Genomic DNA, 24,472 nt, shown 5'->3' on the forward strand with positions numbered 1-24,472 from the left:
CCGTTACACTAAAAATAATAACGAGAAAAAATACTACGCATATAAATTTTTTCGCCATAATTATTTTCAGCGCCTGCAGTAACCTCATAAAACTTCAAGTTCGAATATTCGACTGGGTACTCACCAGGAGTTATTTCCTTCCAGTACCCTTTTAAACTATAAGTCTGATTATAAATATTAATCTGCTTTAAGTTTCGTAACCGCTCAGCTTCTATAAAATAACTTCCATTATCTATTATAAAATTACAGCCATTTTCATTTAGAGGAACACAAGCATCGGCTGATACTACTAAGTTAGATATTTCGTTCTCTATAAATAACATCGCTTTTGTAGCCATGTGTTTTAAATGCTCTGTATCTGAGGAGTAACCTATCACTTTAGTTTCTAATATCACCATGCGCCACGCAGTAGCAGAAAGCATTCCCATTATTAGGATAAAGCAAATAACCATTAGCATGCTATTTCCTAGTTGTTTGCTAACCATAATGCATTCCTTAAATATAGCTTACCAATAACAGGATTAGTATTTCCCAGAAGGTATATTTCATAATAAACAGCCTTTACATAGCGCCCCTTTAAAGAATATTCTTCGATAATATCAAAGTACACACTGTCTATACTTTCTAAAATAGAGTGCCCATTACAACGTAACACTTTGTTATGTTTATCAAAATAGATTCTTGTGCTTACTAAGGGTAAATCAGCCGCTTCCTGTCTATTTTTAATATCCCTGGAAATATTACGTCCATCACAACTAAGTTGATTTGGATAAATAGGCTGATACCTAATGAGTAAATCTGATTCACTTCTTAATAGGACAACCTGTCCTGCAGCAAGCTTTTTTTCCACATCTTCTGGAAAAGCCTGCTTTGAAGGTAAGAAAACTTTATTATGAAAACCAGCACGTATAATTTGATTTTCTAAAAAACCCCGAATAAATCTTTTATTTTCATTATATTGAACTGTATGCTCAATACTAGCATACAATCTTTGATATTTACTATAAAGCGTAACAAGTAACAATACAATACTACTACTAAGCAGTAAAGAAATCATTACTCCTATTAAGGTTAACCCTTGCGCTCTATTCATAAGGGTGTCCTAATATTATATAAACAAATATTTTCTTTTATATGAGAAGAACAACTGCTATTTGGAGAATACCATGCTAATTGCAGTGTTAAAATCTGCCCTTTGCCATCACAGGTTAATGGGCTACTAGAAAAACATATAATAAAATGTGTCTTAAGTAAGTCATCATCAACTGGTAAAAGCTGCTTAACCCTAGCTAGCCAGCGCTGATAAGATGCCAACGAAGGCTTAGATGAACCATTAGCTGCCTCCACTTTTAACATTTCTATGTAGTGCTGGCTTAACTCAATCGCTGTTTGTCTAAATCCTGCATCTGTAGCCGCTTGAAGTGCTTTCACTTGAGCGCCAAAAAGCCCAAAAATAGCAGTATTTAGCAGCACTAAACTAATTAGCACTTCCAATAAAGAAAAACCTTCTACTGAACGCTCCATAAACCAGCTCCTAAAAGGAGTTAACAATTTTTGTTAATAACGGCTTACGTGAAAATTGCAAACTTTTTAGCCGCTTAGTTGGTAATCCCCCCGAACAATAACAGTGCTCTCAACTAGCGTTTACATAAGCTATATGCAAGACGCTTTTGCATGAAAAATAACGATTTACCAACAGCCAAATCCTTTCAGTTTTAAAGCAAGCCGAAAACGGCCTGCCAGTTCCTGAGCTATGCTGCGAGTACAGCATGGGTAACGCAACTTTTTATAAGTGGCGCACCAAGTTAGGTGGCATGGATGCACCATGATAATGCGCTTGAAAATCGTCGGCTCAAGAAGATATACGCCAAAGAACGCTTAAAAGCCACTATTCTCAAATAGGCCATCGTAAAAGCGATAAAACCCTCTCCCCGTCGCAAGATAATGCAGCAGCAGTTACTGCTAGGCCAAACTCAGCCATGAAAACACTGAAATTGCTGACCGGCTGATTGCTCTAACGCATAACCATAGAAACTGGGACTTTAGATTGTGCTTTCTGTATTTGCGTAACCTGAAGGGCTTTCACTGAAACCATCAGGCTGTTTACCCTATCTATCGTTTGATCTGAACCTGCGTACCAAGTTAGAACGGGTTGTTTAGTACGCGGTAAAATTCAGCCTAGGGCAGTTCCAGATACTATGAATATCTGCTAGCCAATGGATTTTCTGATCAACAGAGCGATGGTCAAGATTATCGGTTTTGAATATCATCGCTAACTTTAGTTATGAAAGACTGGGTATTGAACGACAGAGTGAGAGACACGTACACTGGATCAAATTATTAAATGGCGTCGCCTGCCATGCTCAATTGGCTGTGACAATGGCGCAGAATATCTCAGCGGAAAACATGCTGCCTGGGAAGCTGAGTAGGAATTAAACTGGACTTTCAGGCAAGTAATCCACAACAGAATGCTTATATCGGACGCTATAATCGTACTGTGCGCTTACCCAATATTTATTTGAGAGCATTGGCGCAGTTCAAGATCATGCAACTCAATAGCTCTGACACTACAATAACGAACAGCCTAATAGGGGAGCGCAGCATTACACCTAAACAAAAGTCATCCATGGCGGCCTTATTATAAAGGGGTTACCTTTACCAGCAAGTTTCTGCATCTCCGGAGCCTGTGAAGCCTTTTTTTCCTGTTGACTCTATAAAAAAGGTTTCGCATAAAGAATCGCCAAAGGTATTAGTGGCTATTATCTTATAAGTTTGCCTATTAGTGTCAGAGCCAATAGGCGTTACTGATAATGTATATTTTCCAGTTGCTGTTTTGTTATTTTTCAAGCCCAGTTTTGAAGACAGCTCCTCTGTTACAACAACATACTTGGTATTTTGCATATAGAATCTATCCTGACGAGCCGCTAAATCCATGACAGCAGTGCGTCCCTCTGCTCTATAGCTGCGTTCTTTGTATGATAGATACTTTGGAACAGCTATAGAGGCTAAAATTCCAGCAACAATTAAAACAACCATTAATTCAATTAGCGTAAATCCTTTTACCACTCTCATAGAACCCTCTTAATTATTTAATCCAGGATAATAATTAGCAAATATTGATTGTCCAATAAATAACTGTTCCTTTCCATTCTCCATTTTAGAAGATACTGAGTTTACCAGATAATAGTAAGTTCCTCTTCCTTCTAGTTGCTCATCCCATTGAACACTATTCGTCAAACTTGAACTAATAAGATAAGAGTTAAACTTGGTTGGCAGCTCTGTAGCATTAACACCCGATTTTATTTCTGACTTTTGCCAATACTTATCAGCAACTGATAATGGATTATAATAAATTTCTTCTATATCTTCTTTCCTTTCTTGTTTAGCAATTAAGCAAGGCACGCCATACTCATATTTTTTATTAAATGAAGTCTTACAGTTTTCTTTGAACTGATCTACATCATTATCAATGATTTCTCTTAAATTTATCGCACCATAGAGCCTATTCTCCGCTTCCCTCAAGCCTACATCTGAGCTGTTTTTTAGTTTATCATCTAGTATTTTGCTAGCCACCACTTTACTTTGCACAGACACTTCTTGAAAACCAGCAACAGCTAATATTGAGAGAACAATTAAGAATGTGAGCACAACTAAAATAACCGCACCCGATTGCTTATTCATGGTGTAACTCCTTTTAACACTAGGGTTGAGCTAACTATTTTATATAATTGCTTCTTATCGTTATTTATAATGCTTCCTGCATTTTTTATTTTTCCCCACTCATTTAACACTCCTGAAGATTTTGACTGAGCTTTATTATTTTCAGAAGATAGAAGTATATTATATCTAATAGCATAGGCCTTTCTATTTTCTCCCCCCCACTCTCCAGATGAGCCAAACCTTCTAACCTTTCTATTAATCTCATCTCCTGCATTACCTGACCAACCAAATTCAATATGCATATCAGCAATATGGTCTAATAATTCGACCTTAGTAGAGGGCGCATTACTAGAAAGGTTTGTACAGTAAAGTTTGCCATTATTCTTATTGGCTTCTTTAACATGTTCAAAGGCTAAAACAACTAAATAGCTAGGATCTGTAGACATAAAAACTTCTTTTGACTTGTCGAAGCTAACCTTATTACCAACACAGTCTATTTCAGAGTCTGAAGCTGGCTGATAACGAACACAAAAACCTACTTTTCCCTTAAGTTCTGCAACTGCTGAGCCTTCAATAAAAGAACAAGAGTTATCATCTTTGCTATACTTTTTTTCAGGAAATGCTTTTTCTAAAGATACATCGACACCACGTCTGAACCCAGCTTTGTACACCCAGTCTTCTAATACTAATTGAGCAAAGTCTGCACTATCTTGCAGTTGTGCGATACTAGACTCGAATATATAAGATTGTTTATTCTTTAAGTATATATGAGTTACAGCCATTATAAGAAACAAGCTTACTGTTAAGCTCACCATGATTTCAATTAGACTTAATCCTTTAGCATGGTATTTCATATCTCAAATCTCGCTGTATATGAACATTTTTTAGACTTGTTACTCTCAGAATAACAGCTAAAGTCTCCATTACTATTAGTAACAGGGTCCCAAAAAAGCGTGACTATTAAGATATCTCTGCCTGCTACAAGCTCAACCTTTGTACTGCTAATTCCTATATTATTAGCTCTTTCATTCCAGCAAGCTATTTTTCCTGAAACACTGCTTTGATTGCTAATATTACAACTTCCTGTATTTGTTATCTTACCATTTGACCAAAACACATTATTTGATGTCAGTCCTTTATAGTAAAGGCTAGTAGGTATTGTATTTTGATAAACTTCTTGACGATAGCTTTTTACTAAATCGACAAAGTCGTTAGTTAGTTCTATTGCTGCATTATATTTATTATTTTCCAGAATATAACCCGTGCTCCTCGCCTGCATTACTTGTAGGCCAAGAAGGCCTACAGTAATAAGTACGAGTGAAATCAAAATTTCTATTAAGCTAAATCCTTTTATGCTCATAAGTCACCGCTTATTTTTTTCCAACCATATTATGATAATAGTCCTTGTCTTCTTCATATTCTTGAAGGTGCAGGTCTCTTATCTCTGGGGGCATGATTCTAAACTCTAAATTTTCTACTTTATAAATTCCACCAATATACTTTCCTTCTACACTTGCAGTGTCTCCAGCGCTAAGATTTTTAATCTCAGAAAGTTTTATAATCAAATCAGTAGGAAGAAATGCCTCTCTACCGAATATTTCTATCTGGTTTTTAGTCAAATCAATTCCTGTAACATAACCACCAATCTCAAAACTATTGTCCTCAGCCACAGCCATGTTGATTAGTAGAAAAAAAACCATTATTGATTTAAACACTATTTTAATCATTCAACTCTTCTCCATGTTTGTCGACCAATTTCACCCAAGTTCATTTTAAAACAGACTTCAGAAGTACAAATAGTAGGCATAGGTGTCATGCTTAAACTAATACCACCTGAGGCACCCTTGACAGTCATTCCACCGATTACGGCGCCTTCTATGGCCGCTGGCCAATTAGCAAAGAGTCCATAGTCTAACCCTCCGCCAGTAAAGGGATTAATTGCATAAAGCCTACTCTCGGTACCTATTTCACAAGCATTACTGTTTGGCAAAATAGCTTGGAATACAATGTTGTTACCTAGCTTAATTGCATCAGAGACCACAGCTTCATCCTTGCGAAGGAGTAAGCGCCATCCTTTATGCTCTGCTGTACTTGAGCTATTCCACTTAACGCCGTCCCAATTAGCCCAAGAGACCTTGTTTTGTGTAATTGTAAAAAGCTTTTGACTTGGTATTTTATTAATTGACTGCGTTACTAACTCTCTTGGTTGAATTGTTCCAGGATGACTAGCTGAGGGTGTTTTTCTTGGATCCCAAATACCATAGAAATCTTGTCCCCCAAAGAGTGTAGTGTCTTTAGCTGTAAAGTAGCGTCCGGTACCGAATGATACAATGAAGCCATCTTGCTTCGGATGCCTAACAACGAGTGGCGCCGAAGTAATTGATTGGTTATGACCGTCTTTGATTGCTGTATAAAGTGGCGTATTGTTCTCTTTTGCTCCTGTATCTGTTAAGTCAAAACGCCAAAGATTACCCTGCAAGTCACCTGCATAAGCAACATCAGCAACCCCATTGCCATTTGTAGAAATTACTGTAGGGGTGAATAAGCCATTTTCCTCTGAGGTTTTTTGATTATTTCTAACAGCATACTCTCTTTCAATCTTGCCAGTGGCAAGATCGACAACAAATAAACTAGCATAGCCATTCGCTTCATCTTTAGTTCGTGCTGCTGGGCCGTTACCAAACACTACTTTCCAAGAGCCATCCGCAAATCGCACAACACTAGGCGTTGAGTAGCTATAACCTAGCTTTGACTTAGTTCCTGCAAAGTCAGACTGATCCAAGTCCCAAAGCAGTTTTACACCTGAACCATCTGCTTTAGGATCTGTAATATCTAACGCAAAAATTCCTTTTCCTCCAGCACCTAGAGTACCTAGTAAGACGGTATGCCACGAATTATTATAATAAGCATCGGCAACTACAATTTTTCCATCAACGTAGTATCTATGGCTGTTTACCCCATATATTGGGGAAGTTAGTTTATTCAAATAAGGAATAACTGCTTTAGGAATATAAGCAAAGGTTTCAAAACCTGTATTTACATTCACGCCATGTAACATGCCATCATTAGCCCCAACATAAACGTAGGGTGATCTTTTAGCGTTTCGGTCGACTTGGAAGGCTTTATAACTACTTCTTTCATCTGCACTCCAACTGATGCTACTCACTAGGTAGCGTGCATCTTTCACAAAAACAGGTTTGGAGTTGAGAATATCACCTAGCTTACTTTTGCGTGGCGGAAAGGTCTTTCCATTAGCATAGTCTTGACTTCCTTTGATGAACTCAATACGTGCTGGACCATATCCATCATATTTTTTACTATCAGGGTGCGTATTTAAAGCCGCTTTTTGACTATCGCTTAAATTATTCCAATCAAATTTTTGCATTTTTCCAGTACTACCCGCGACCTTAATGTTGCGAGCATTCCAATTGGTTGCACTGAGTCGAGCAGACAAACTCCAAGAAACCCCCTTGCTAGTTGATCCTGAAGGTACTTCTTCAGAACCTTGCAAGTCGCCAGTCCAACCCTCTTTTGTTGAATACATAGTTTGGAAAAAATATTTGGATGACTTTTCTCCAGAGCGAGTGGATGACACTACTGTCATAGGCTGACTGCGGGAGTTACTTTTACTCTCAAGACGTGCAGTTAAGCGATCAAAGGCACGTTGCACATCTGATTTATCCTCGGCATTAAAGAACTCGCCGCGAGAAGCAATAGCAGCATGCCATAACTCATAAGCCCTATCTCTTGGCCATGTAGTTGTCCTAAAGTTACCTTCTGGGTATTTATAGATAAATGCCAGAGATGGCCTGTAAGCATTAGGTTCCCATACAGGTACATGCTGATCTTTAGTTCCACTTAGCCTATTTTTTAAGCCTAGACCCACCATAAAGTTAACCATATGCTGCCATGTAGCTGGGTCATTCTTAGGATGCCAATAATCATCATCTTCCATATAAGGAATGAGGTTATTATCTACATTAGGTAACAAGTCTGTAGACCAATAGAAAAAAGCTACGTTAGCTATACTACCGCGATTATAGTTTTTCCCACTTTGGTAAGGATGCATCGAGCCACTATAATATTTTTCGTCAGGAAAAATATGATCTTCATTTACCCAGTCATATAACTTAACTCGTTTGCCACCATTCTCAACATCAGGAAGATCATACCAACCGGAGTCTGTAGTTTCTGTATCGGTAAACATCATGTGAAAATTTTGGCGACATCCCACTGTTTGCAAGAAAGTATGATCTTCTTTATCCGAAGCGTAGTTTCTTTCTTTTCGAAAGAATAAGCCGGCTCTATTCATGGCCTTATTTAGCGCGCTTCCTCCAGCAAAATCCAAGTCATTTAGCCATTCAAAGAAATGCCTTTTCTGTGCTTTTTCAAAACGTTTAACATATGCAGGCCGTGTGTAACTACTGTAGGGGTATTTATTTCCTTTACAGTCTGCATCAAGCGGACACTTATAGAGATCCTGCCATGAAACCCTAACTTCTTCTGGTAAGTTAGCCATCGCTAGATTTATAGTTGTTTTAACCTGCAAGCCTCTTGTTCGATAAAAAGCATACCAAATAGCAAACTGTTCTACATGATCTGGCCTAGTAAGATCTAAAGTATATTCCGTATAACATTTTTTCAGATGTGTTTGAGTACAACTTTTATGGTGGATATAGAACTTTTGAAAATGTGCTGTTATAAGCCTTCTGTTACTTCCTCTTATATAACCATTTTCCCTAACATACAATTTTCCTTTGTCAATTTTATACAAATCATTTGAAGGGTATCTAGCATAGATATCATCGGTAAGGGCTATCCAAGGTAACTCATACTTACTATCACCTTTTGGATCCATATAAGAAAGCACATTAAATGCTAATTTATTAATATCATGTGAACGTTTTTCGTAACTAGCATCTGACTCCTTATCAGTATAGTCACGATTCATTGATGCTGAACTATCTATAGTTAATACCAAATTTGGAGCCACAGTTTCTTTTATATCTAACGGCGACTGCGAAGGCTCAAATGAGCTAACTACGCTGGCCATACCGTAAGGAGAATAGAATGGTATTACAAGCAGCGCCATAACTAGTTTATAATTAAACCTTATCATGTTAAATATTCCTTTAAACTTAATTGCAACTTTTATTATCTATTGTTGCGACTTCCACTGACATAGAAGATTTTATTTTTACTTCTTTAGAAACTTGATCACTGCAAAAACTAATACTGGAGGACTGCGTTAATAATACGCCATCTGCGCTACTCAATAGCCCTTTCCTATTAAAATAAAGGTCTGTTCCTATATTATTCTTCTTAAATTTTATGCCTTCTGGAATAACAGCTTGCATATTAGGGATATCTTTTTGATCTTTTATTTCAAATCCAGTATTGGTAACACTGACTCTTATTGTCTTAGCGTTAAGAACAGCTAGCCGCCTAGCTTTTCTCACCAAACTAGAAATATCATTAGCTGCAGCTTCTGTTTTATTTTTACTTATAAACTGCGTAAATGAAGGCATTGCTAAAGACGCAACAATACCTATAAGAGCAATTACTGTTAATAGCTCTATTAATGTAAATCCATTTACCCTCTTGCTTAACATAGGCACCTCCTTGTCCTAAATTAAAGATTTCCACAACCAGCAGCTTAATGTTAACGTTAAACGACAACTGGTATATTAGTATGGATCAATGGTTAACGATATGTGACAAAATTCCATATGCTTTATATGATATATAATTAATTAATTGTTTTATTTTATTATAGTCTTTTCGTAGTGGAGATTCTTAGCCTTGACTCACAAAACAGCAAATTTACGATTTTCCTTAACACCCTTTGAAATAGTGCGTTTCGCCAATTTATGCGGTCAGAACAATGCACATCTTCAGCTTATTGAACAACGCCTTGGCGTCGAAATTCTTAACCGGGGTGAGCAGTTTGAGGTGGTAGGTACATTAGACCAGCAAAAAACTGTTGAGTTATTGCTACGTCGCCTTTATCGAGAAACAACCTCCATTGAAATAACGCCGGAGACTGTTCATCTGTTTTTACAAGAAACAACAATGAGCTCATTGCCTGTCGCATCAACCTCAGTCCTTGCCCTCAAGACAAGCCAAGGTTTGATTAAACCTCGTGGAGCCAATCAGCAAGCCTATGTGAAATCTATTTTAGACCATGATATTAATTTTGGTATTGGTCCTGCCGGTACTGGTAAAACCTTCCTCGCCGTAGCCTGTGCGGTAGACGCTCTACTCAAAGAGCAAATTCAACGTATTTTATTAGTTCGCCCTGCAGTAGAGGCTGGCGAGAAGCTGGGCTTTTTACCTGGTGATCTATCACAAAAAATTGATCCATACCTACGCCCACTCTATGACGCTTTATACGAAATGCTTGGTTTTGAACATGTTAATCGGCTCATCGAAAAACAAGTAATTGAGGTTGCTCCATTAGCCTACATGCGTGGGCGTACTTTAAATAATAGTTTTATTATTTTAGATGAGAGCCAAAACACTACAGTTGAACAAATGAAAATGTTTTTGACACGGATTGGTTTTGGGTCGACCGCGGTCATTACTGGAGATATTACTCAAGTTGACTTACCACGCGGCACCCGCTCAGGGCTAGCGCAAGTTATTCAGGTATTAAAAGATGTGCAAGGCATTGCATTTACTCACTTTAAGTCATCAGATGTAGTGCGTCATCCATTAGTGCAGCGTATAGTAGAAGCCTATGCTCAGTTTGACGCGGCTTCGGAGGAAAAACGTGGTTGAGCTTGATCTACAAATTGCATTGGATCATTCATTGCTACCAAGCAAAGCACAGTTCCAAATTTGGTGCGAAACTGCACTGGCTCATCGTACAGGTGATTCTGAACTAACTATTCGTTTAGTTGATCGTGAAGAAGGGCAAATGTTAAATCGCACTTGGCGTAATAAAGACTACGCCACTAATGTTCTTTCTTTCCCAGCAGATATTCCTGAAGGATTATTAGATATTCCACTATTGGGTGATTTAGTTGTCTGCGTTCCTGTGCTGGAGTTAGAAGCACAAGAACAGAAAAAAGCACTAGATGCACATTGGGCTCATCTTATTATTCATGGTTGCTTGCATTTATTAGGCTATGACCATATAGATGAGGATGAAGCAGAAGAAATGGAAAATCTTGAGCGTAAACTGCTCGCTCAATTAGACTATCCAGATCCTTACTTAGTTATTTGATGAAACAGGTGAAAAAGAGTACATATGAGCGACGAACACTCGAGTAACGGGCAAAAGTCATGGTTAGAAAAAATTACTAAAGCTTTTGCCCATGAGCCTAAAAACCGTCAAGAGCTACTAAGGCTATTGCGTGATGCCAACCAAAATAAATTACTCGATAATGACGCACTGGCTATTGTTGAAGGCGCAATTCAAGTTTCTGACTTAAAAGTTCGAGACATTATGATTCCCCGTTCAAAAATGGTCAGCATTAAAGCGACACAACAACCAGAAGAGTTTCTACCAGCCATTATTGATGCCGCGCACTCGCGTTATCCTGTTATTGGTGAAAATAGCGATGAAGTCTTAGGCATACTCTTAGCTAAAGATTTATTGCCTCTTATTTTACAGCGCCCAGCCCAGTTAGATATTACACAACTTATGCGCCCTTGCACGTTTGTGCCTGAATCTAAGCGTTTAAATGTTTTACTCAAAGAGTTTCGCGCTAACCATAACCATATGGCTGTTGTCATTGATGAGTATGGTGGGGTAGCCGGACTAGTAACAATTGAGGATGTACTGGAGCAGATTGTAGGTGATATTGAAGACGAGCACGATGTTGAAGAGGACAGTTACATTCGCCCTCTTCCTAATGGTGATTTTATTATTAAAGCATTAACACCTATCGAAGACTTTAATGAATATTTCCATACTGATTTTTCTGAAGACGATTTCGATACAATAGGTGGCGTTGTCCTTAATGAGTTTGGACATTTACCTAAACGCAATGAGTCCTTAGAGCTAGGTCGATTCCGCTTTCGTGTGGTTAATGCTGATAGCCGTCGCGTACACCTACTGCGCATAACAAGCTTAAAATAACTCTTCGTTAACTTAAAAGCGCTATCTTTTCTTTAAGTAGCGCTTTTTTATTGGACGTTATTATGCCCATTATTTCTCGAGCAGGATGGCTAGCCCATTTTATTGCATTTATTTCAGGCAGCTTAATTACGTTAAGTCTTGCTCCTTTTAATCTCTGGCCACTCGCTATTCTCTCTGTCGCTTTGCTCTATTTAGGTTTAGACAAACTTGGACAGCGGGCAGCTATGGCGCGTAGCTGGTGGTTTGGCTTTGGTTTATTTGCCAGTGGCGCCAGTTGGGTTTATGTAAGTATTCATCAATTTGGTTCAGCCCCCCCCATACTAGCTGGCATCCTAACACTGCTATTTGTTGCAGGGCTCGCTCTATTTTTCATTCCATTAGGCTACTTGTGGGCGCGCTGGTTACGTACCAACAATGCTTTTTTCAATATCTTTAGTTTTGCTGCACTTTGGGTCGCACTAGAGATATTTCGCGGCTGGTTCCTTACTGGTTTTCCTTGGCTCTATCTTGGTTATAGCCAAACCTCTAGCCTATTACGCGGTTTGGCACCTTTAGGTGGTGTGTGGTTAATTAGCTTTGTATTGGCGTTAACAGCGACTGCTATTGTATATACTTACCAGCATCGCATTTTAGGCACTGCTACCCTCTGTTTAATCTGGCTAGCCAGCACGCCTCTTGTTTTGATTAACTGGACAACCCCCTCAAGCAAACCACTCTCGGTACTTGCTGTTCAGGGCAATATTGATCAAAACATGAAATGGGATAGTTATAGGCTATCCTATCAACTTGCACTTTATAGGGATATGACCATAGCCCAGCCTCGAGCCGATCTTATTATTTGGCCTGAAACAGCCGTACCTATTAACAAAGATAGAGCCGAAGTTTATTTAGCGGGTATACAAGCTTGGGCTTTACGCCAAGAAAGCGGCTTTATCACTGGCATTCCTATGTTACTGCCTGATGAAACAGGAAAAACCTACTACTACAATGGCGTTACTGCAGGCGCATTAGCACAAGGGGATTACCTAAAACAAAAGCTCGTACCATTTGGTGAGTATGTGCCTCTGCAAGACTCATTACGTGGCTTAATTGATTTTTTTGATTTGCCTATGTCGGACTTTCGTCCCGGCCCCAAAGAGCAAAGTCTGCTTAGCTTAAAAGATCAAAAAATTGCACCTTTTATTTGTTATGAAGTGGTATATCCTGACTTTGCGGCAGGCCTATCTGCACAAAGTAATGTGCTATTAACTATTAGTAATGATGCTTGGTTTGGCGAATCAATAGGCCCTATACAGCATTTACAAATGGCACAAATGCGAGCCATAGAAGCTGGGCGCTGGATGATCCGCAGTACTAATAATGGCATATCAGCACTCATTGATCCGCAAGGAAAAGTTATTACTCAAGCACCACAGTTTGAACAGACAGTATTAACTGGAAACGTGATTCCAATGCAAGGTTTAACCCCTTACTTGCGCTTTAAATCTTGGCCATTGTTAATACTTATCAGCTTCTTACTCGCCAGTGCTTTTTTATTAGCTAAAAAATACAAAAAAACCATATCGCGCTAACTTAAAGCGCGATATAACTATTTAAGACAACCTTTATCGAATACATATAAGGCCTCTATAGTTTCAACCTTATCAATAACTTTTCCGTTATAGGCAATCTGGCAGCCTTGCTGAAGGGAGTAAATAGCTTGTACATTATTGATTTTAATCTCTGCAGATAGCTTATAGGTTTTATTATATAATTTGATTGCGTTAGCTGTTAGTTCCACTGCCTGAATTTCACCAACACCTTCAAACTCCCCCACATATTCAGCGGCTAAAGCGGGGGGTATCCACAATATTCCTATTAGTAAACCAACACATCTACTATTCATAGACTAACCTCCAAGACTTTCGTCCAACGCTAGTACTTGGCATATAAATTTTTAAACACTCTGCTCCTGTACAAAGTTGATAATCACCATCACTTTGTTGGCCTATAGTAAAACCACCATTACCTTCGATTTTAACTCCGCTAATAATTGAACCATCCGGAGCTTTTCCATCTATTGCCCAAACTTGCTGTTTGGTACGCCCGCCAGTACTAGGGTCTAATGCATACATCCAGTTTTCAATACCTGAACCACAACTATTTTCGCTCAACGTCATAGATTGCAAATAGAATACATCACCTAACGCTTGCCCTTCTTTAACAACCATTTCTTTTCTATTAAACAGATCTAAATACCAACCCATAGACCCCGTGGAACTCCACCCACTGTTAGCGTTTTTAGTACGCCATGTGACAGGGTTATTTGTTAACAAACGCTGTTCATTCTTATTCATACTAAGATGTTGCTGAACTAAGTCTTTGTTGCGTCCATACATTTGTACTGGAAAATCTTGTTTATTGGTAGCATGTGGTTTGTATGCACTTGGATCCCAAATACCATACACACTTTGCTGACTAGGTAGCCCATAACGATCGTTTTCTGTATAAAAACGCCCTGTCCCAAATAGAACCATTAAACCTAAGCGACTAGGATGTCGTGTCACTGTTGGTGCAACAGTAATAGGTTGAGCATTCCCTTTAGCGTCTGTTGCTGTAAATAGTGGTCTTCCTCCAAAAGCAACAGCAAACTCAGCAGACTCTTGGCCTGTCTGGCGAGTAAAGTCGGTAGCCGCACTATTTAAATCAAAGCGCCAAATGTTGCCTTGCAAGTCACCCGCATAAGCAAAGTCTGCAACCCCATTACCATTCATATCAATTAACTTAGGTGTGGATAGCCCATTTTCAATACCTGCGGTGCCCTGTACTTCTAAATTAGCAACAACAGCACCACTGCTAATATCTAAAATAATCAGTGAAGCAGCACCGTTTAAGCTTGTACTAGCGGCATAACCATTACCCATAACCACGCCCCACTGACCCGAGTGCAACCTCGCTATGCTAGGTTGGACAGGGCCATACCCCAAGCCAACTTTATACTTTGCCAAATCATCTTGATCTAACTCCCACAACAACGAAATGCGCTTAGGATCTGTAATATCTAAGGCAAAAAGGCCTTTAGCACCAGCGCCTAAAGAGCTCACTAACACGGTGCGCCATTGATTTTTTATATATACATCAGCAATTTGTGGGGAGCCATCAACATAGTAAAAGTGTTTTCCCATGCCATAGTCTTTGGCAGTGAGTTGATTGAGCTTAGAAAACAGCATGCTAGGCACATAAGCAAAGATTTCTTCACCTGTATTAGCATTAAATCCATGCAACATGCCGTCGTTAGCCCCCACGTAAACTACAGGCGTTCTCTGTTCTACTTGTTTAATAAAACTTGCATAAGAACCTGATGGGGCTTTAGGTTCTAATAGCTCACCTCGACTACGTAGATAGCGAGCACCTCTCACTACTACAGGTTTAGAAGAAACAATATCACCAAGCACACTGGTTCTAAGACGGAAAGCTTTACCTTCTTGGCTACGATCACCCAAGATAAAATTTAAGCGTGCTTGTCCTAAACCATCTTCAGTACCACCAAAATGAGGCGCTGTGTTCAACTGACGCTGCTGGGTGTTAGATAGCGCTGACCAGTCTAATTTAGTTAACGTATCTGACTTATTAAAGTAAACATGAGCCGCACGCTGCCCCCAAGAAAGATGGTCCAACTTCTGCCTAGCTGACCATAGTTCTCGCTCTAATGGCGTATTATTAGTGATTGAAACAGCTTTAGCCTTTAAATCGCCTGACCAATTTTCATTTGGATAAAACAAGGCTTGGTAAGAGTAACCATTGCCATCATCTGAGCCAGAGGTAATGGCAGGACTAACAGTGATCTTATTATTAGTCGAAATAATATTAAATATTTTATTAAAGACCCCTTGCAGGCTTTGAGGGTCTTCAATACTAAAATATTCTCCACGTGAGTTGACTGCCATGTGCCAAATATCATAAGCATTTTCAGTCCAACTATTACCAATACCAGGCCAGTTTTTCCCATTAGTCCCTAGATTAAGCAGTTCATCTATATGGGCATAACTGGGATTTTCAGCATTGGCATCCCATGTTGGTGCGTTTTTTAGTTTAAGCGACCCACTAAGCCCTAAGCCTATAGTGTAGTTGACCATATGCAACCAAGTAGCAGGATCATTTCTTGGGTCCCAATACTGTGCTTCTGGATCATCATTCACATAATTAATTCTAGGTAAAACCTCATGCCCACCGTTATTGCCAAGCAAAGGTGTCGACCAATAATAAAAGGCCATATCAGCTAAAGAGCCTATATTTTTCTCGACATAAGGTCTTGTATAAGCGCTATTTGGATCAAACAGAGTGCCATCTGGCAGACGTTTTGAGTGTTTTAATGTTTCACCCTTTTCTGGCAACTTGCTCATTTGGGGCCATTCATTCCAGACACCATCTGTCATAAAAATATGATAGTTTGACTGGCACCTTGAAGGGCGACCTTTATCATCTAAAACATATGAACTTGGATTTTGCAGAAGTTTGCCTGCTCTATCTACAGCAGCATGTGAGGGTGTTCCACCTTGCCAGTTGACCTGCTCTATCCATTTGAAAAAATTATACCTATGTTTTCCAGAGAACTCTTGCAGCTTATTATTAAAACAACTTTTACTATTGGACCCAATATCACACTGGTAAAAAGCGCCCCAGGTCAACCTTATATTAGATTCTAGCTCTGCGAAGGAAAGAATGGCTGTTGTTTTAGAGGATAATAATCGTGTCCTATAAAAAGAGTACCAAATAGCAAAGTTCTCTTCTTGTTCTTTAGGAATTTCTTTAAATATATAGCAACTATCATGCGTATTAATATTTGTTTGATCACAGCTTTTTGAATACTCATAATAATAGGCGCGGTTATAGTATATTTTTGTGCCATCTTCCATAGAGAAGTAGTCATCACTACAATTCTCTAAACATTTTGCTGGCCCCCATTGGTCATATCCCCAAGAGACAAGATAGTTTTTTGACAAATCCAACCTTTCTTTAGGGTTGAATCCATCTTTTGGTGCATTGTAGAAAGAGGGCGTAGGATAATCAGATACTTCTATTTTGCCATTTTTATAATCTACCTTCTTAGGAACTATATATTTAGCTTTTGGATTATAATACTGTTTATTATATACATATGAACGGCCTGCTTTAATACTGTGCATGCCTGACATACTATCGGGTATAAAGCCCCAAGCCATAGATCCTGAATTATCCAGCGTAAATAGCACATTAGGTGCTACGCCTTCTTGCAAGTCCAATGGCATTTGCGCGGGATCTTTAATATCTGCAGCATAGGCTACTGAGTTTATTAACAAGTAACTGGTCAGTAATAAAAATCGTTCTTTATTATTCATAATAGACACCATTAGTTGTTAATTCCAACATATACATTGCTCAAAGTAGACTGCACTGCTACTTGGCCATTAGATTGCCCTGTAATCAAATAATAGTAAGTCCCTTTGCCTTCTAGCGAGGCTCCGTATTCAGGGTTAACATTAGCGTCATCGTCTTCATTCGATTTTACAAGATAGGCATTCCAATAGCCCTTATAAGCTACTTTTGAAGAATCTATTGGATCATATAAGTGGAGCGGATCTGTACCTACATAGGGCATCCATGCGATATTACGCATATTGTCAGCGTGGTCAATTGCGTCTACCTCTGCCACACCAAAACGATTGCTATTATTAATTAAAAAAGATATGGGGTTTAAGTAATATTCTGCGAGTTCGTTGTCTGTCATCTCTGTAAGCAAACATGGTTTATTTAAGTAACCATCTTTCAAGGTGTTATCTTTACGGCAGTGACTAAATTCTTTACTGGCAGGAATATCAATTTTATCTCGCAAATAAGATGGGCCGTAAAATCTGAACTCTGCCTCACGCAAACTTGAGTTCGCAATATCAATCATCTTTTCAAATTCAACACGATCATTAGTTACTTTTTGCTCTAGTAAAAAAGAACTCATGCCAGAAATAACGGTTAAAGAAACTAACAGTAATATTACAATAACAACAAAAAGTGAAACACCTTTATGATATGCTTTGTTCATGGAATTTTATTCCTCAAAACTTGTGCACCACTAGCCACTTGATAAATTCTTTTATTATCATTATTTAGCAAACGCTGCCTAGCTTGATTATTACTTACAAAATTATTCAACCAGTCGTCCAAGGCTTTAGATCTTTGGTTGCTCATATTTTTACTGCTCGCAAATAATAAATAAAAGTTAACACCTAAAATATCAGGCTTAGATGCTAATTTCTTATAGTCTGAAAATGAAATAAAGCGGTCAACTGAGCTGCCTGTGTCATCGCCCTCAGATACCCAAAATTGTAGTTTCCCGTCAGCTACATTACTAATAATAGGCGTGTACTCAGTTACACCTATACTTGAATTTAGATTTTTGCAAAGAATACTACCCTTATCTAAATCATTTTCTGGTTTAAACTTAATCGCTAGTATGACTAGCTCTGAGGTATCTGTTGGGACAAATGGAGTATCTATGCTTGAGTTTTCATTTACTTTAACCAAATTACCTTGGCAGTCACGCTCTAATCGAGAGGCTGGCTGATAACGAATACAAACTCCAATCCCAACTCCATTTTCAAATAACGGGGTAACTACTTGGTTTTCAGAAAACTCTTGGCATTCTTGGTTAGCAGCCGCATATGGGAATGCATACTTTGCTAGTTGGTCTGGTGCTCGCATATAGCCTGCTTGCCCTAGTAGGTCGCCAAACAGCAACTCTGATAAGCGTACACCAGATTGATTATTTAAACGCTCATCTTGAAACTTAGCAATAGCTTTAGTATTTATAAAGATAGAGACAACGCCCAGTATAATAAACACACCTAATAATAAAGCTACCATTAGCTCTACAATAGAAATACCTAATTGATGAACTTTAGTTTTCATAACTCTATCCTTGCACTGTAACGACATACATTATCTGCGCCACAAGTATCCTTTTCAGTTGCTTGCCAGACTAAAGTAATTTCTACCATCGAGCCTGTATAGTCGTCACCAGCACAGGTTCCAGACTTAAAACTTGGACAAATTTTTATTTCGTTTTTTAATTCCCTGGCACCAGGTAATTGCTCATACACACGATTAAGCCAACAGCTGGCTTGCGCTTTACCTTTTAATGGCTGGTTAAACGCTGGGCATTCTGATTCTGTAAATCTAATTTTTCCATTACGGTCAAAATAAATAGTTTCTGTTTTGATATCATCATAAAAAGGCTTAATTGGCGGATATATCTCAAAAATATTTTCTTTGTCTGCCGATAGTATTTCAAACATTTCATCAATTAATGAAACTGCTGTATTTCGATTGGTTATTTCATGTGTATACTTAATACTTTTTGCCTGTAACAGCATTAGACCGACAAGACCTATAGATACAATAATAATGGCAACCAATACTTCAATTAAGGAAAATCCTTTAGCTTTCATTTATCCTCCTAAAACTGGCAACTCGTAATGGCTTCACCCAGCTTATTTTTACCTGCCTCATGGGTATTAATTATACCTGTCTGCTCAAGGCTTATATAAATAGCTGATTGAACATCATTTTCTTTACATATTAAGAAATCAACATTACTAGTTACCCTTCCGCTATTAATAAAAGTAATATGATCAGCAGATAGATTATGGCTATATGTTAAATCATCCATTGTAATGAGACGCTCAACCGTATCACCTAACTTTACTTGCCATGCAGATTTGTCAAAAACTACAGTAATATTTTTCTTCTTAGTCAGGCTTTCTGTTCGCGCATAGCGTAGAAGAGCTACTAGCTCATCTGCTTTAGCTTTGACACTGTTAGCACGAATACTGTGTAAAAAGCTTGGAACAGCAATAGCAACAAGTACACCCAGCAGTATTACTACCACCAGAAGCTCAACTAAAGTAAATCCTTTTTTCGTTTTCATGATATCTATTTTTATCTAACTCTTTTTAAGGATAGATGCCCAGACAGAAACAACAATTTAGTGAGTAATTTTTTTATATTTCCGGCCTAGATTCAAGAAAAAAAGTCATACTCCCTACATCATATAGGGTTTTAATTATCAAGATATTTCCATTCAGCTTATATTCAGTGGATCATGTCTCATATATGCAAAATTTCTAAAATAAATAGCCCTAAATTGATGGTTAGCACCGAAATCACTGTAGTTAATGCAATAATACTTGCTGCCAATTGATGATTTGAACCTACTGCTTGCGCCATGACAAAGCTGGCGGCGGCTGTTGGGCTGGCAAAGTATAAAAATAAAATGCCCAGATCTTTACCCTCAAATCCATACAACCAAGCACCTGTAGTCGCTATTACAGGTAACCAGAGGACTTTCATTAAGCTTGAGCTAATAGCAAGCCTTCCCCCTTCTTTTAGTTGTCGCCAAGTTAATGCTGCGCCAATACAAATCAAAGCTAAAGGTAATGACATTTGTGCAAAACTTTTTGCTGAACTCATCAGCCATTCAGGAAACCCTACCTGAAAATAGGCAAAAGGAATAGCGCTAACCACCCCTATAATTAAAGGGTTTTTGCCAATACTTAAAGCAATACTCTTAAAACTTGTTGTATTTTTAGGGCTATAGATCTCTAAGATAATAGCTGAAAGTGTGTTATACAGCAGAATTACAATTCCTGCTAAAACTCCGCCAACAGATAAGCCATAATCACCATATAGGCTAGTGGCGAGCGCCAATCCAACAATGCCGTTATTCCCCCTAAAAGCACCTTGCACATAAACCCCTCGATCTACTTGAGGACAACGCCATAACGCCCAGCCCCAAGCAATAGTAAAGGTTGCCAGAGTCGCCAAACTAAAATAAATAATAAATGAAGGATTAAGTGCAACTGACAAATCGGCTTTGAGAATGGCTAAAAATAATAAGACTGGCAAGGTGCCTTTAAAAACCAGTTTAGACACACTCATTACAAAGACATCGTCAATCCAACGCCAGCGTTTGAGCAACACCCCTAATAACAGCATCATAAACACAGGTGCTGTTACATTCATCGTTTGGATAAATAAAGCAAACATCATTACTACCTTAGGCCTGAACTAACGATTCATGGGTATTTAAATCATCCCAAAGCAGCTTACGTTCGCTGTTAGGAAAATCATCATCTGTTATTTCAATAGTTACTTTTTGTTGATAAAAGTCCTTTGGCTGAAAAACCTGCTCTGGTGTGCTGCCTAGTCGATAAGTAACTTGATAAGGCTGAAACTTGCCATAAATAATAGGAATTTGCATAGTGGTAAAGCTATTAAAAATTCCGCCACTACCTAATATGCTAGTTTCTAGCTCCGTGAGTGAAGCAAAAGAGCGCAACTGTATTTCAGGAATATGACCACAATAATCTAATAATAAAAAGTCGCCCAGTACTGACTCATTACCTGTAAGCAACTGATTACGAGGTGTTATAAATGTACAGCTAGGCTCATGGTAAGTTGAGTAGTCATTGAGGGCATCATTGACCATACAAAAGCAAAGCGTTTTATAAATAAACGCTAAGTCGTAATCATGATCATCGTACAGCGCCATAACTCCACTTATTATCTGTTGTGTCACATCAGACAATAAGTACATGCTAATACGCCTGTAAATGATGTAGCGCTAAGGGCAACTCAGTGAGTGCCGTAATTTCAGCTGTAGGCTTCTGCTGCCCAGACCATAGTTGCTGTTGTGGGTTGTACCAAATATTGAACCAACCAGCTTGCTGTGCACCTAGAATATCATCTTGAATTTGGTCACCTACATGCACAATTTCATGCGCATCTACCGCTAAAGCACGCTGTACCAACTCAAAAGCACAAGGATCAGGTTTGCCAAAACCTATATTCTCGGCATTAAACGAATCAGTAAAATAAGCCCCCAATTCGGTAGTGTAAATATTGGCATTTCCATTACTAAAGGCCACTAATTTATAGTCCTCAGCTAGCTTACTTAACACGCTAGCAGCATCAGCAAAAGGTTGAACTTTTTGGCGCTGTGCAAAGTAGACCTGAAAGCCTTGCTTAGCTAAATCTACCGCCTCATTGTGACTATAACCTGCTTTTTCTAAACAGATTCTCAGCAAGGTACGCCGCATATCACTGACACGAAATGACAAGCTTTGATCGTCATTGAGTAGCTGTTGGCGAACATCTTGATACCAAAGGCTCCAATTACGCGCAAGCAAAGGGGCGTTTTCAACTAACCAAGATTGCAAAACCCACTCAGCGTTGGTTAACACAGGCTTAACTGCCCAAAGGGTGTCATCTAAATCGAAACTAACTACTTTAATGCTCATGATTTACGTTTTGCACGTGGATGGGCTTGATCATACACTTGCGCCAAATGTTGAAAATCAAGATGGGTGTATATTTGTGTAGTGCTGATATCAGCATGGCCTAACAATTCTTGCACTGCCCTTAAGTCATGCGATGATTCTAATACATGACTAGCAAAGGAATGACGTAACATATGCGGGTGAACATGTTGTCCTAAATTATTCACCCCTGCAAGACGGACGCGCTCGCGTACCAATTGTGGGCTAATACGCTTGCCCCGCACACCAATAAACAGCGCCTGCTCATCACCGGCTATATGTGCTAAGCGTAAAGGCAGCCATTGTTCAATCGCGTTAATGGCTTTGGTGCCTACAGGAACTATTCGCATTTTTTTACCTTTACCCAAAACTGTCGCCAGCCCTGCTTTTAAATCAATATCATGCAGATTTAATTGTGTCAGTTCAGATAAACGCAAGCCTGAGGAGTAAAACAACTCCAAGATGGCATGGTCACGAATGCCATTAAAGTCTTGCTCTAGAGGTGTATCTAATAGCTGCTGAGCTCTATCAACATCAAGCACTTTAGGCAGTTTGCGCGAGCTTTTCGGGGCTTTTACCCCTGTTGTAGGATCATGTTCGCATTGGTTTTCACGAATCAGATAATTAAATAAACCACGCAACGCTGAGAGTAGCCTTGCGAGGCTGCGGCTAGATAAGCCTTCTCGGTGCAATTGTGCAATAAGCACTCGTACTGTTGCCGTTTGCACTTCCTGCCAATGTTCGATGCCTTGCGTTAGCAAAATAGCTAAAATCTTTTCTAAATCTGACGCATAGGCTTCTAGGGTATGTTCAGAAACCTGTTTTTCATTTCGAAGATAACGCATATAAAGCGTTAGCTGATTATAAAGATGCTCGTCATTCATTATTTTACAATACGAACGGTAGCGCACAATTCAGGCAATAGGCGCGCAAAAACTTGGGCAATATAGCGTAAAAACAAAGTATCAACTTGACTGTTATAGTGGTTAGGATCAGCACTACCAATAGCAATCACACCATAAAGCTGCTGATACTCGATGGCAACCACTGCTGCAGAGCCTACCTCTTTGCCTTGCTCTTTACCAAATAAAAACTCTAGCTCTACTGGGCGCAGCAAACCGCACATACTTTTTTCCGTGCTATTAAGCACACTATTTATTGCCGCTTTTGCTTTCGCTAAACTTTCTGTACGCCCAACGGCCACCGGCTGTTCAGCAAATAAAATCAAACTAAAAAAGGGGACTTTAAAGATATGACGCATATGTTCATCAATGCAGCCTATCGCATCTTCTATACTTTGCGCATCCAGCATCTCTAACAATAAGCGGCGGGTTTTATCAAATAAGCGATCATTGTCACGTGCAACACGCATCAAATGGCTTAAACGCTTACGCATTTCATCATTGCGCTGTCGCAGTACTGTTAACTGGCGCTCTACCAAAGACACTGAGGTGCCACGCACATGTGGAATTTGCAGGTTCGCTAAGACGTCATCATGCTCAGCAAAAAAATGAGGATTTTGCAGTAGGTATTCGGCTACTTGCTCTGCGGTTAATGCCTTACTCATAAGCGAATATGCCCTTCATAAACTCGAGTTGCTGGGCCTGTCATATAAACAGCTTGCCCTTCTCCTTGCCACTCAATAGTTAGCCGCCCACCTGGCAGCTCAATATCAACTGGAGATTGCATCCAGCCTTGTTTAATGGCAACCACTGCAGCAGCACAAGCGCCGCTTCCACAGGCTTGGGTCTCACCTACGCCACGCTCCCACACGCGTAACTGAGCGCTATGCATACTATCGACCTGCAAAAAGCCTACATTCACTTTTTTAGGGAAAACTGGGTGTGTTTCCACTTGCGGCCCAATATGCGTTACAGCCGCTAATTCAATATTATCAACACGCATAACCGCATGTGGATTCCCCATAGACAACGCGCTAAAGGCAATGCTTTGCTGTGCTAGTTGTAAATGGTAGTTTGCCTGACGTGCGGGCATATTAAGAGGAATTTCCTCTAATTCAAAACGCGGCAGCCCCATGTTGACGCGAACATAACCATCGGCTCGTACGTGCAGTTCAAGAATGCCGCTTTTCGTTTCAACACGAATCTGTTGTTTAGTGGTTAAGCGCTTATCTAAAACAAAACGAGCAAAGCAACGTGCACCGTTACCACATTGCTCTACTTCAGTTCCATCCGCATTAAAAATACGATAACGAAAATCAACATCAGGGCGCGTAGGCACTTCAACCACGAGTAGCTGATCAAAGCCAACACCCGTATGGCGATTGCTCCATTGACGGATTAGACGGCTAGATAGGTGCGCATATTGCGTCACCAAATCTATCACCATAAAGTCATTACCTAAGCCATGCATTTTGCTAAAGCGCAACAGCATTGTT

At 39.3% G+C, this 24,472-nt stretch carries 26 protein-coding genes and 1 pseudogene; 5 read left to right on the top strand and 22 right to left on the bottom strand.

Annotation, left to right across the window (positions count from 1 at the left end; all coding sequences use genetic code 11):
• Positions 1-8: 8 nt before the first annotated feature.
• The 3 genes from VQ643_RS01715 to VQ643_RS01725 are packed head-to-tail and all read right to left on the bottom strand — an operon-like array spanning position 9 to position 1,524.
• Complete coding sequence (locus VQ643_RS01715) at positions 9-485, bottom strand: hypothetical protein (RefSeq protein ID WP_414197537.1); 477 nt, start codon at positions 483-485, stop codon at positions 9-11.
• On the bottom strand, positions 467-1,093 hold the full coding sequence (locus tag VQ643_RS01720) for a hypothetical protein (protein ID WP_414197538.1): 627 nt from the start codon (positions 1,091-1,093) through the stop codon (positions 467-469). Before VQ643_RS01720 ends, VQ643_RS01715 begins: the two co-directional genes overlap by 19 nt.
• Positions 1,090-1,524 carry a type IV pilus modification PilV family protein gene (locus tag VQ643_RS01725; protein ID WP_414197539.1) on the bottom strand — a complete coding sequence of 145 codons (435 nt, stop codon included), beginning with the start codon at positions 1,522-1,524 and terminating at the stop codon, positions 1,090-1,092. Before VQ643_RS01725 ends, VQ643_RS01720 begins: the two co-directional genes overlap by 4 nt.
• 173 nt (positions 1,525-1,697) lie before the next feature.
• Here VQ643_RS01725 and VQ643_RS01730 point away from each other — a divergent pair.
• A pseudogene (locus VQ643_RS01730) lies at positions 1,698-1,829 on the top strand (transposase); the annotation flags it as partial.
• 826 nt (positions 1,830-2,655) lie between these two features.
• On the opposite strand, the gene VQ643_RS01735 reads toward VQ643_RS01730, so the two are convergent.
• The 7 genes from VQ643_RS01735 to VQ643_RS01765 are packed head-to-tail and all read right to left on the bottom strand — an operon-like array spanning position 2,656 to position 9,272.
• Positions 2,656-3,072: a type IV pilin protein gene (locus VQ643_RS01735; protein WP_414197540.1), complete on the bottom strand. Its 417-nt coding sequence runs from the start codon at positions 3,070-3,072 to the stop codon at positions 2,656-2,658.
• Between the two features lie 9 nt (positions 3,073-3,081).
• Complete coding sequence (locus tag VQ643_RS01740; protein ID WP_414197541.1) at positions 3,082-3,681, bottom strand: hypothetical protein; 600 nt, start codon at positions 3,679-3,681, stop codon at positions 3,082-3,084.
• On the bottom strand, positions 3,678-4,514 hold the full coding sequence (locus VQ643_RS01745) for a PilW family protein (RefSeq protein ID WP_414197542.1): 837 nt from the start codon (positions 4,512-4,514) through the stop codon (positions 3,678-3,680). The genes VQ643_RS01740 and VQ643_RS01745 overlap by 4 nt, the downstream gene beginning before the upstream one ends.
• Complete coding sequence (locus VQ643_RS01750) at positions 4,511-5,020, bottom strand: type IV pilus modification PilV family protein (protein ID WP_414197543.1); 510 nt, start codon at positions 5,018-5,020, stop codon at positions 4,511-4,513. Before VQ643_RS01750 ends, VQ643_RS01745 begins: the two co-directional genes overlap by 4 nt.
• A gap of 10 nt (positions 5,021-5,030) precedes the next feature.
• A complete protein-coding gene (locus tag VQ643_RS01755) occupies positions 5,031-5,387 on the bottom strand; it encodes a hypothetical protein (protein WP_414197544.1) in 357 nt (118 codons plus the stop codon).
• The gene (locus VQ643_RS01760) at positions 5,384-8,779 is read right to left on the bottom strand and encodes a pilus assembly protein (RefSeq protein ID WP_414197545.1); all 3,396 of its coding nucleotides are present in this window, start codon (positions 8,777-8,779) and stop codon (positions 5,384-5,386) included. The genes VQ643_RS01755 and VQ643_RS01760 overlap by 4 nt, the downstream gene beginning before the upstream one ends.
• Positions 8,780-8,798: 19 nt before the next feature.
• A complete protein-coding gene (locus VQ643_RS01765; RefSeq protein ID WP_414197546.1) occupies positions 8,799-9,272 on the bottom strand; it encodes a Tfp pilus assembly protein FimT/FimU in 474 nt (157 codons plus the stop codon).
• Between the two features lie 190 nt (positions 9,273-9,462).
• Here VQ643_RS01765 and VQ643_RS01770 point away from each other — a divergent pair, with 190 nt between their 5' ends.
• The 4 genes from VQ643_RS01770 to lnt all read left to right on the top strand — a co-directional run bounded on the left by VQ643_RS01770 (position 9,463) and on the right by lnt (position 13,317).
• Entirely contained in the window at positions 9,463-10,440 is a 978-nt protein-coding gene (locus VQ643_RS01770) for a PhoH family protein (protein WP_414197547.1), read from the top strand.
• Positions 10,433-10,888: an rRNA maturation RNase YbeY gene (gene ybeY / locus VQ643_RS01775; protein ID WP_414197548.1), complete on the top strand. Its 456-nt coding sequence runs from the start codon at positions 10,433-10,435 to the stop codon at positions 10,886-10,888. Before VQ643_RS01770 ends, ybeY begins: the two co-directional genes overlap by 8 nt.
• 24 nt (positions 10,889-10,912) lie before the next feature.
• Positions 10,913-11,746 (top strand): HlyC/CorC family transporter, encoded by an 834-nt coding sequence (locus VQ643_RS01780; RefSeq protein WP_414197549.1) that lies wholly within the window; start codon positions 10,913-10,915, stop codon positions 11,744-11,746.
• Between the two features lie 62 nt (positions 11,747-11,808).
• Positions 11,809-13,317, top strand: coding sequence for an apolipoprotein N-acyltransferase (gene lnt / locus VQ643_RS01785; protein WP_414197550.1), 1,509 nt, complete (start codon positions 11,809-11,811; stop codon positions 13,315-13,317).
• Positions 13,318-13,334: 17 nt separating this feature from the next.
• Here the strand turns inward: lnt and VQ643_RS01790 are convergent, their stop codons facing one another.
• From VQ643_RS01790 to dapF, 12 genes are all read right to left on the bottom strand, one after another.
• On the bottom strand, positions 13,335-13,631 hold the full coding sequence (locus VQ643_RS01790; RefSeq protein ID WP_414197551.1) for a PilY2 family type 4a fimbrial biogenesis protein: 297 nt from the start codon (positions 13,629-13,631) through the stop codon (positions 13,335-13,337).
• Positions 13,624-17,103 carry a pilus assembly protein gene (locus VQ643_RS01795; protein WP_414197552.1) on the bottom strand — a complete coding sequence of 1,160 codons (3,480 nt, stop codon included), beginning with the start codon at positions 17,101-17,103 and terminating at the stop codon, positions 13,624-13,626. Before VQ643_RS01795 ends, VQ643_RS01790 begins: the two co-directional genes overlap by 8 nt.
• A gap of 11 nt (positions 17,104-17,114) precedes the next feature.
• Positions 17,115-17,801: a pilus assembly protein PilX gene (locus VQ643_RS01800; RefSeq protein ID WP_414197553.1), complete on the bottom strand. Its 687-nt coding sequence runs from the start codon at positions 17,799-17,801 to the stop codon at positions 17,115-17,117.
• A complete protein-coding gene (locus VQ643_RS01805; protein ID WP_414197554.1) occupies positions 17,798-18,667 on the bottom strand; it encodes a PilW family protein in 870 nt (289 codons plus the stop codon). Before VQ643_RS01805 ends, VQ643_RS01800 begins: the two co-directional genes overlap by 4 nt.
• Positions 18,664-19,206: a type IV pilus modification protein PilV gene (pilV, locus tag VQ643_RS01810; protein WP_414197555.1), complete on the bottom strand. Its 543-nt coding sequence runs from the start codon at positions 19,204-19,206 to the stop codon at positions 18,664-18,666. Before pilV ends, VQ643_RS01805 begins: the two co-directional genes overlap by 4 nt.
• A gap of 8 nt (positions 19,207-19,214) precedes the next feature.
• Positions 19,215-19,685, bottom strand: a complete 471-nt coding sequence (locus VQ643_RS01815; protein WP_414197556.1) for a GspH/FimT family pseudopilin — start codon at positions 19,683-19,685, stop codon at positions 19,215-19,217.
• A 179-nt stretch (positions 19,686-19,864) separates the two neighbouring features.
• A complete protein-coding gene (locus tag VQ643_RS01820; RefSeq protein ID WP_414197657.1) occupies positions 19,865-20,803 on the bottom strand; it encodes an AEC family transporter in 939 nt (312 codons plus the stop codon).
• Positions 20,804-20,813: 10 nt separating this feature from the next.
• Positions 20,814-21,353: a hypothetical protein gene (locus VQ643_RS01825; protein ID WP_414197557.1), complete on the bottom strand. Its 540-nt coding sequence runs from the start codon at positions 21,351-21,353 to the stop codon at positions 20,814-20,816.
• A 1-nt stretch (position 21,354) separates the two neighbouring features.
• Positions 21,355-22,056, bottom strand: a complete 702-nt coding sequence (locus VQ643_RS01830) for an HAD family hydrolase (RefSeq protein ID WP_414197558.1) — start codon at positions 22,054-22,056, stop codon at positions 21,355-21,357.
• Entirely contained in the window at positions 22,053-22,958 is a 906-nt protein-coding gene (xerC, locus tag VQ643_RS01835) for a tyrosine recombinase XerC (protein WP_414197559.1), read from the bottom strand. Before xerC ends, VQ643_RS01830 begins: the two co-directional genes overlap by 4 nt.
• On the bottom strand, positions 22,958-23,641 hold the full coding sequence (locus tag VQ643_RS01840; protein ID WP_414197560.1) for a DUF484 family protein: 684 nt from the start codon (positions 23,639-23,641) through the stop codon (positions 22,958-22,960). The genes xerC and VQ643_RS01840 overlap by 1 nt, the downstream gene beginning before the upstream one ends.
• A complete protein-coding gene (gene dapF / locus VQ643_RS01845; protein WP_414197561.1) occupies positions 23,638-24,468 on the bottom strand; it encodes a diaminopimelate epimerase in 831 nt (276 codons plus the stop codon). Before dapF ends, VQ643_RS01840 begins: the two co-directional genes overlap by 4 nt.
• Positions 24,469-24,472: the final 4 nt, after the last annotated feature.

This window comes from Pseudomonas sp. F1_0610 (assembly GCF_047470865.1).
In the GTDB taxonomy this organism is placed as follows: Bacteria; Pseudomonadota; Gammaproteobacteria; order Pseudomonadales; family Pseudomonadaceae; genus JAZDRH01.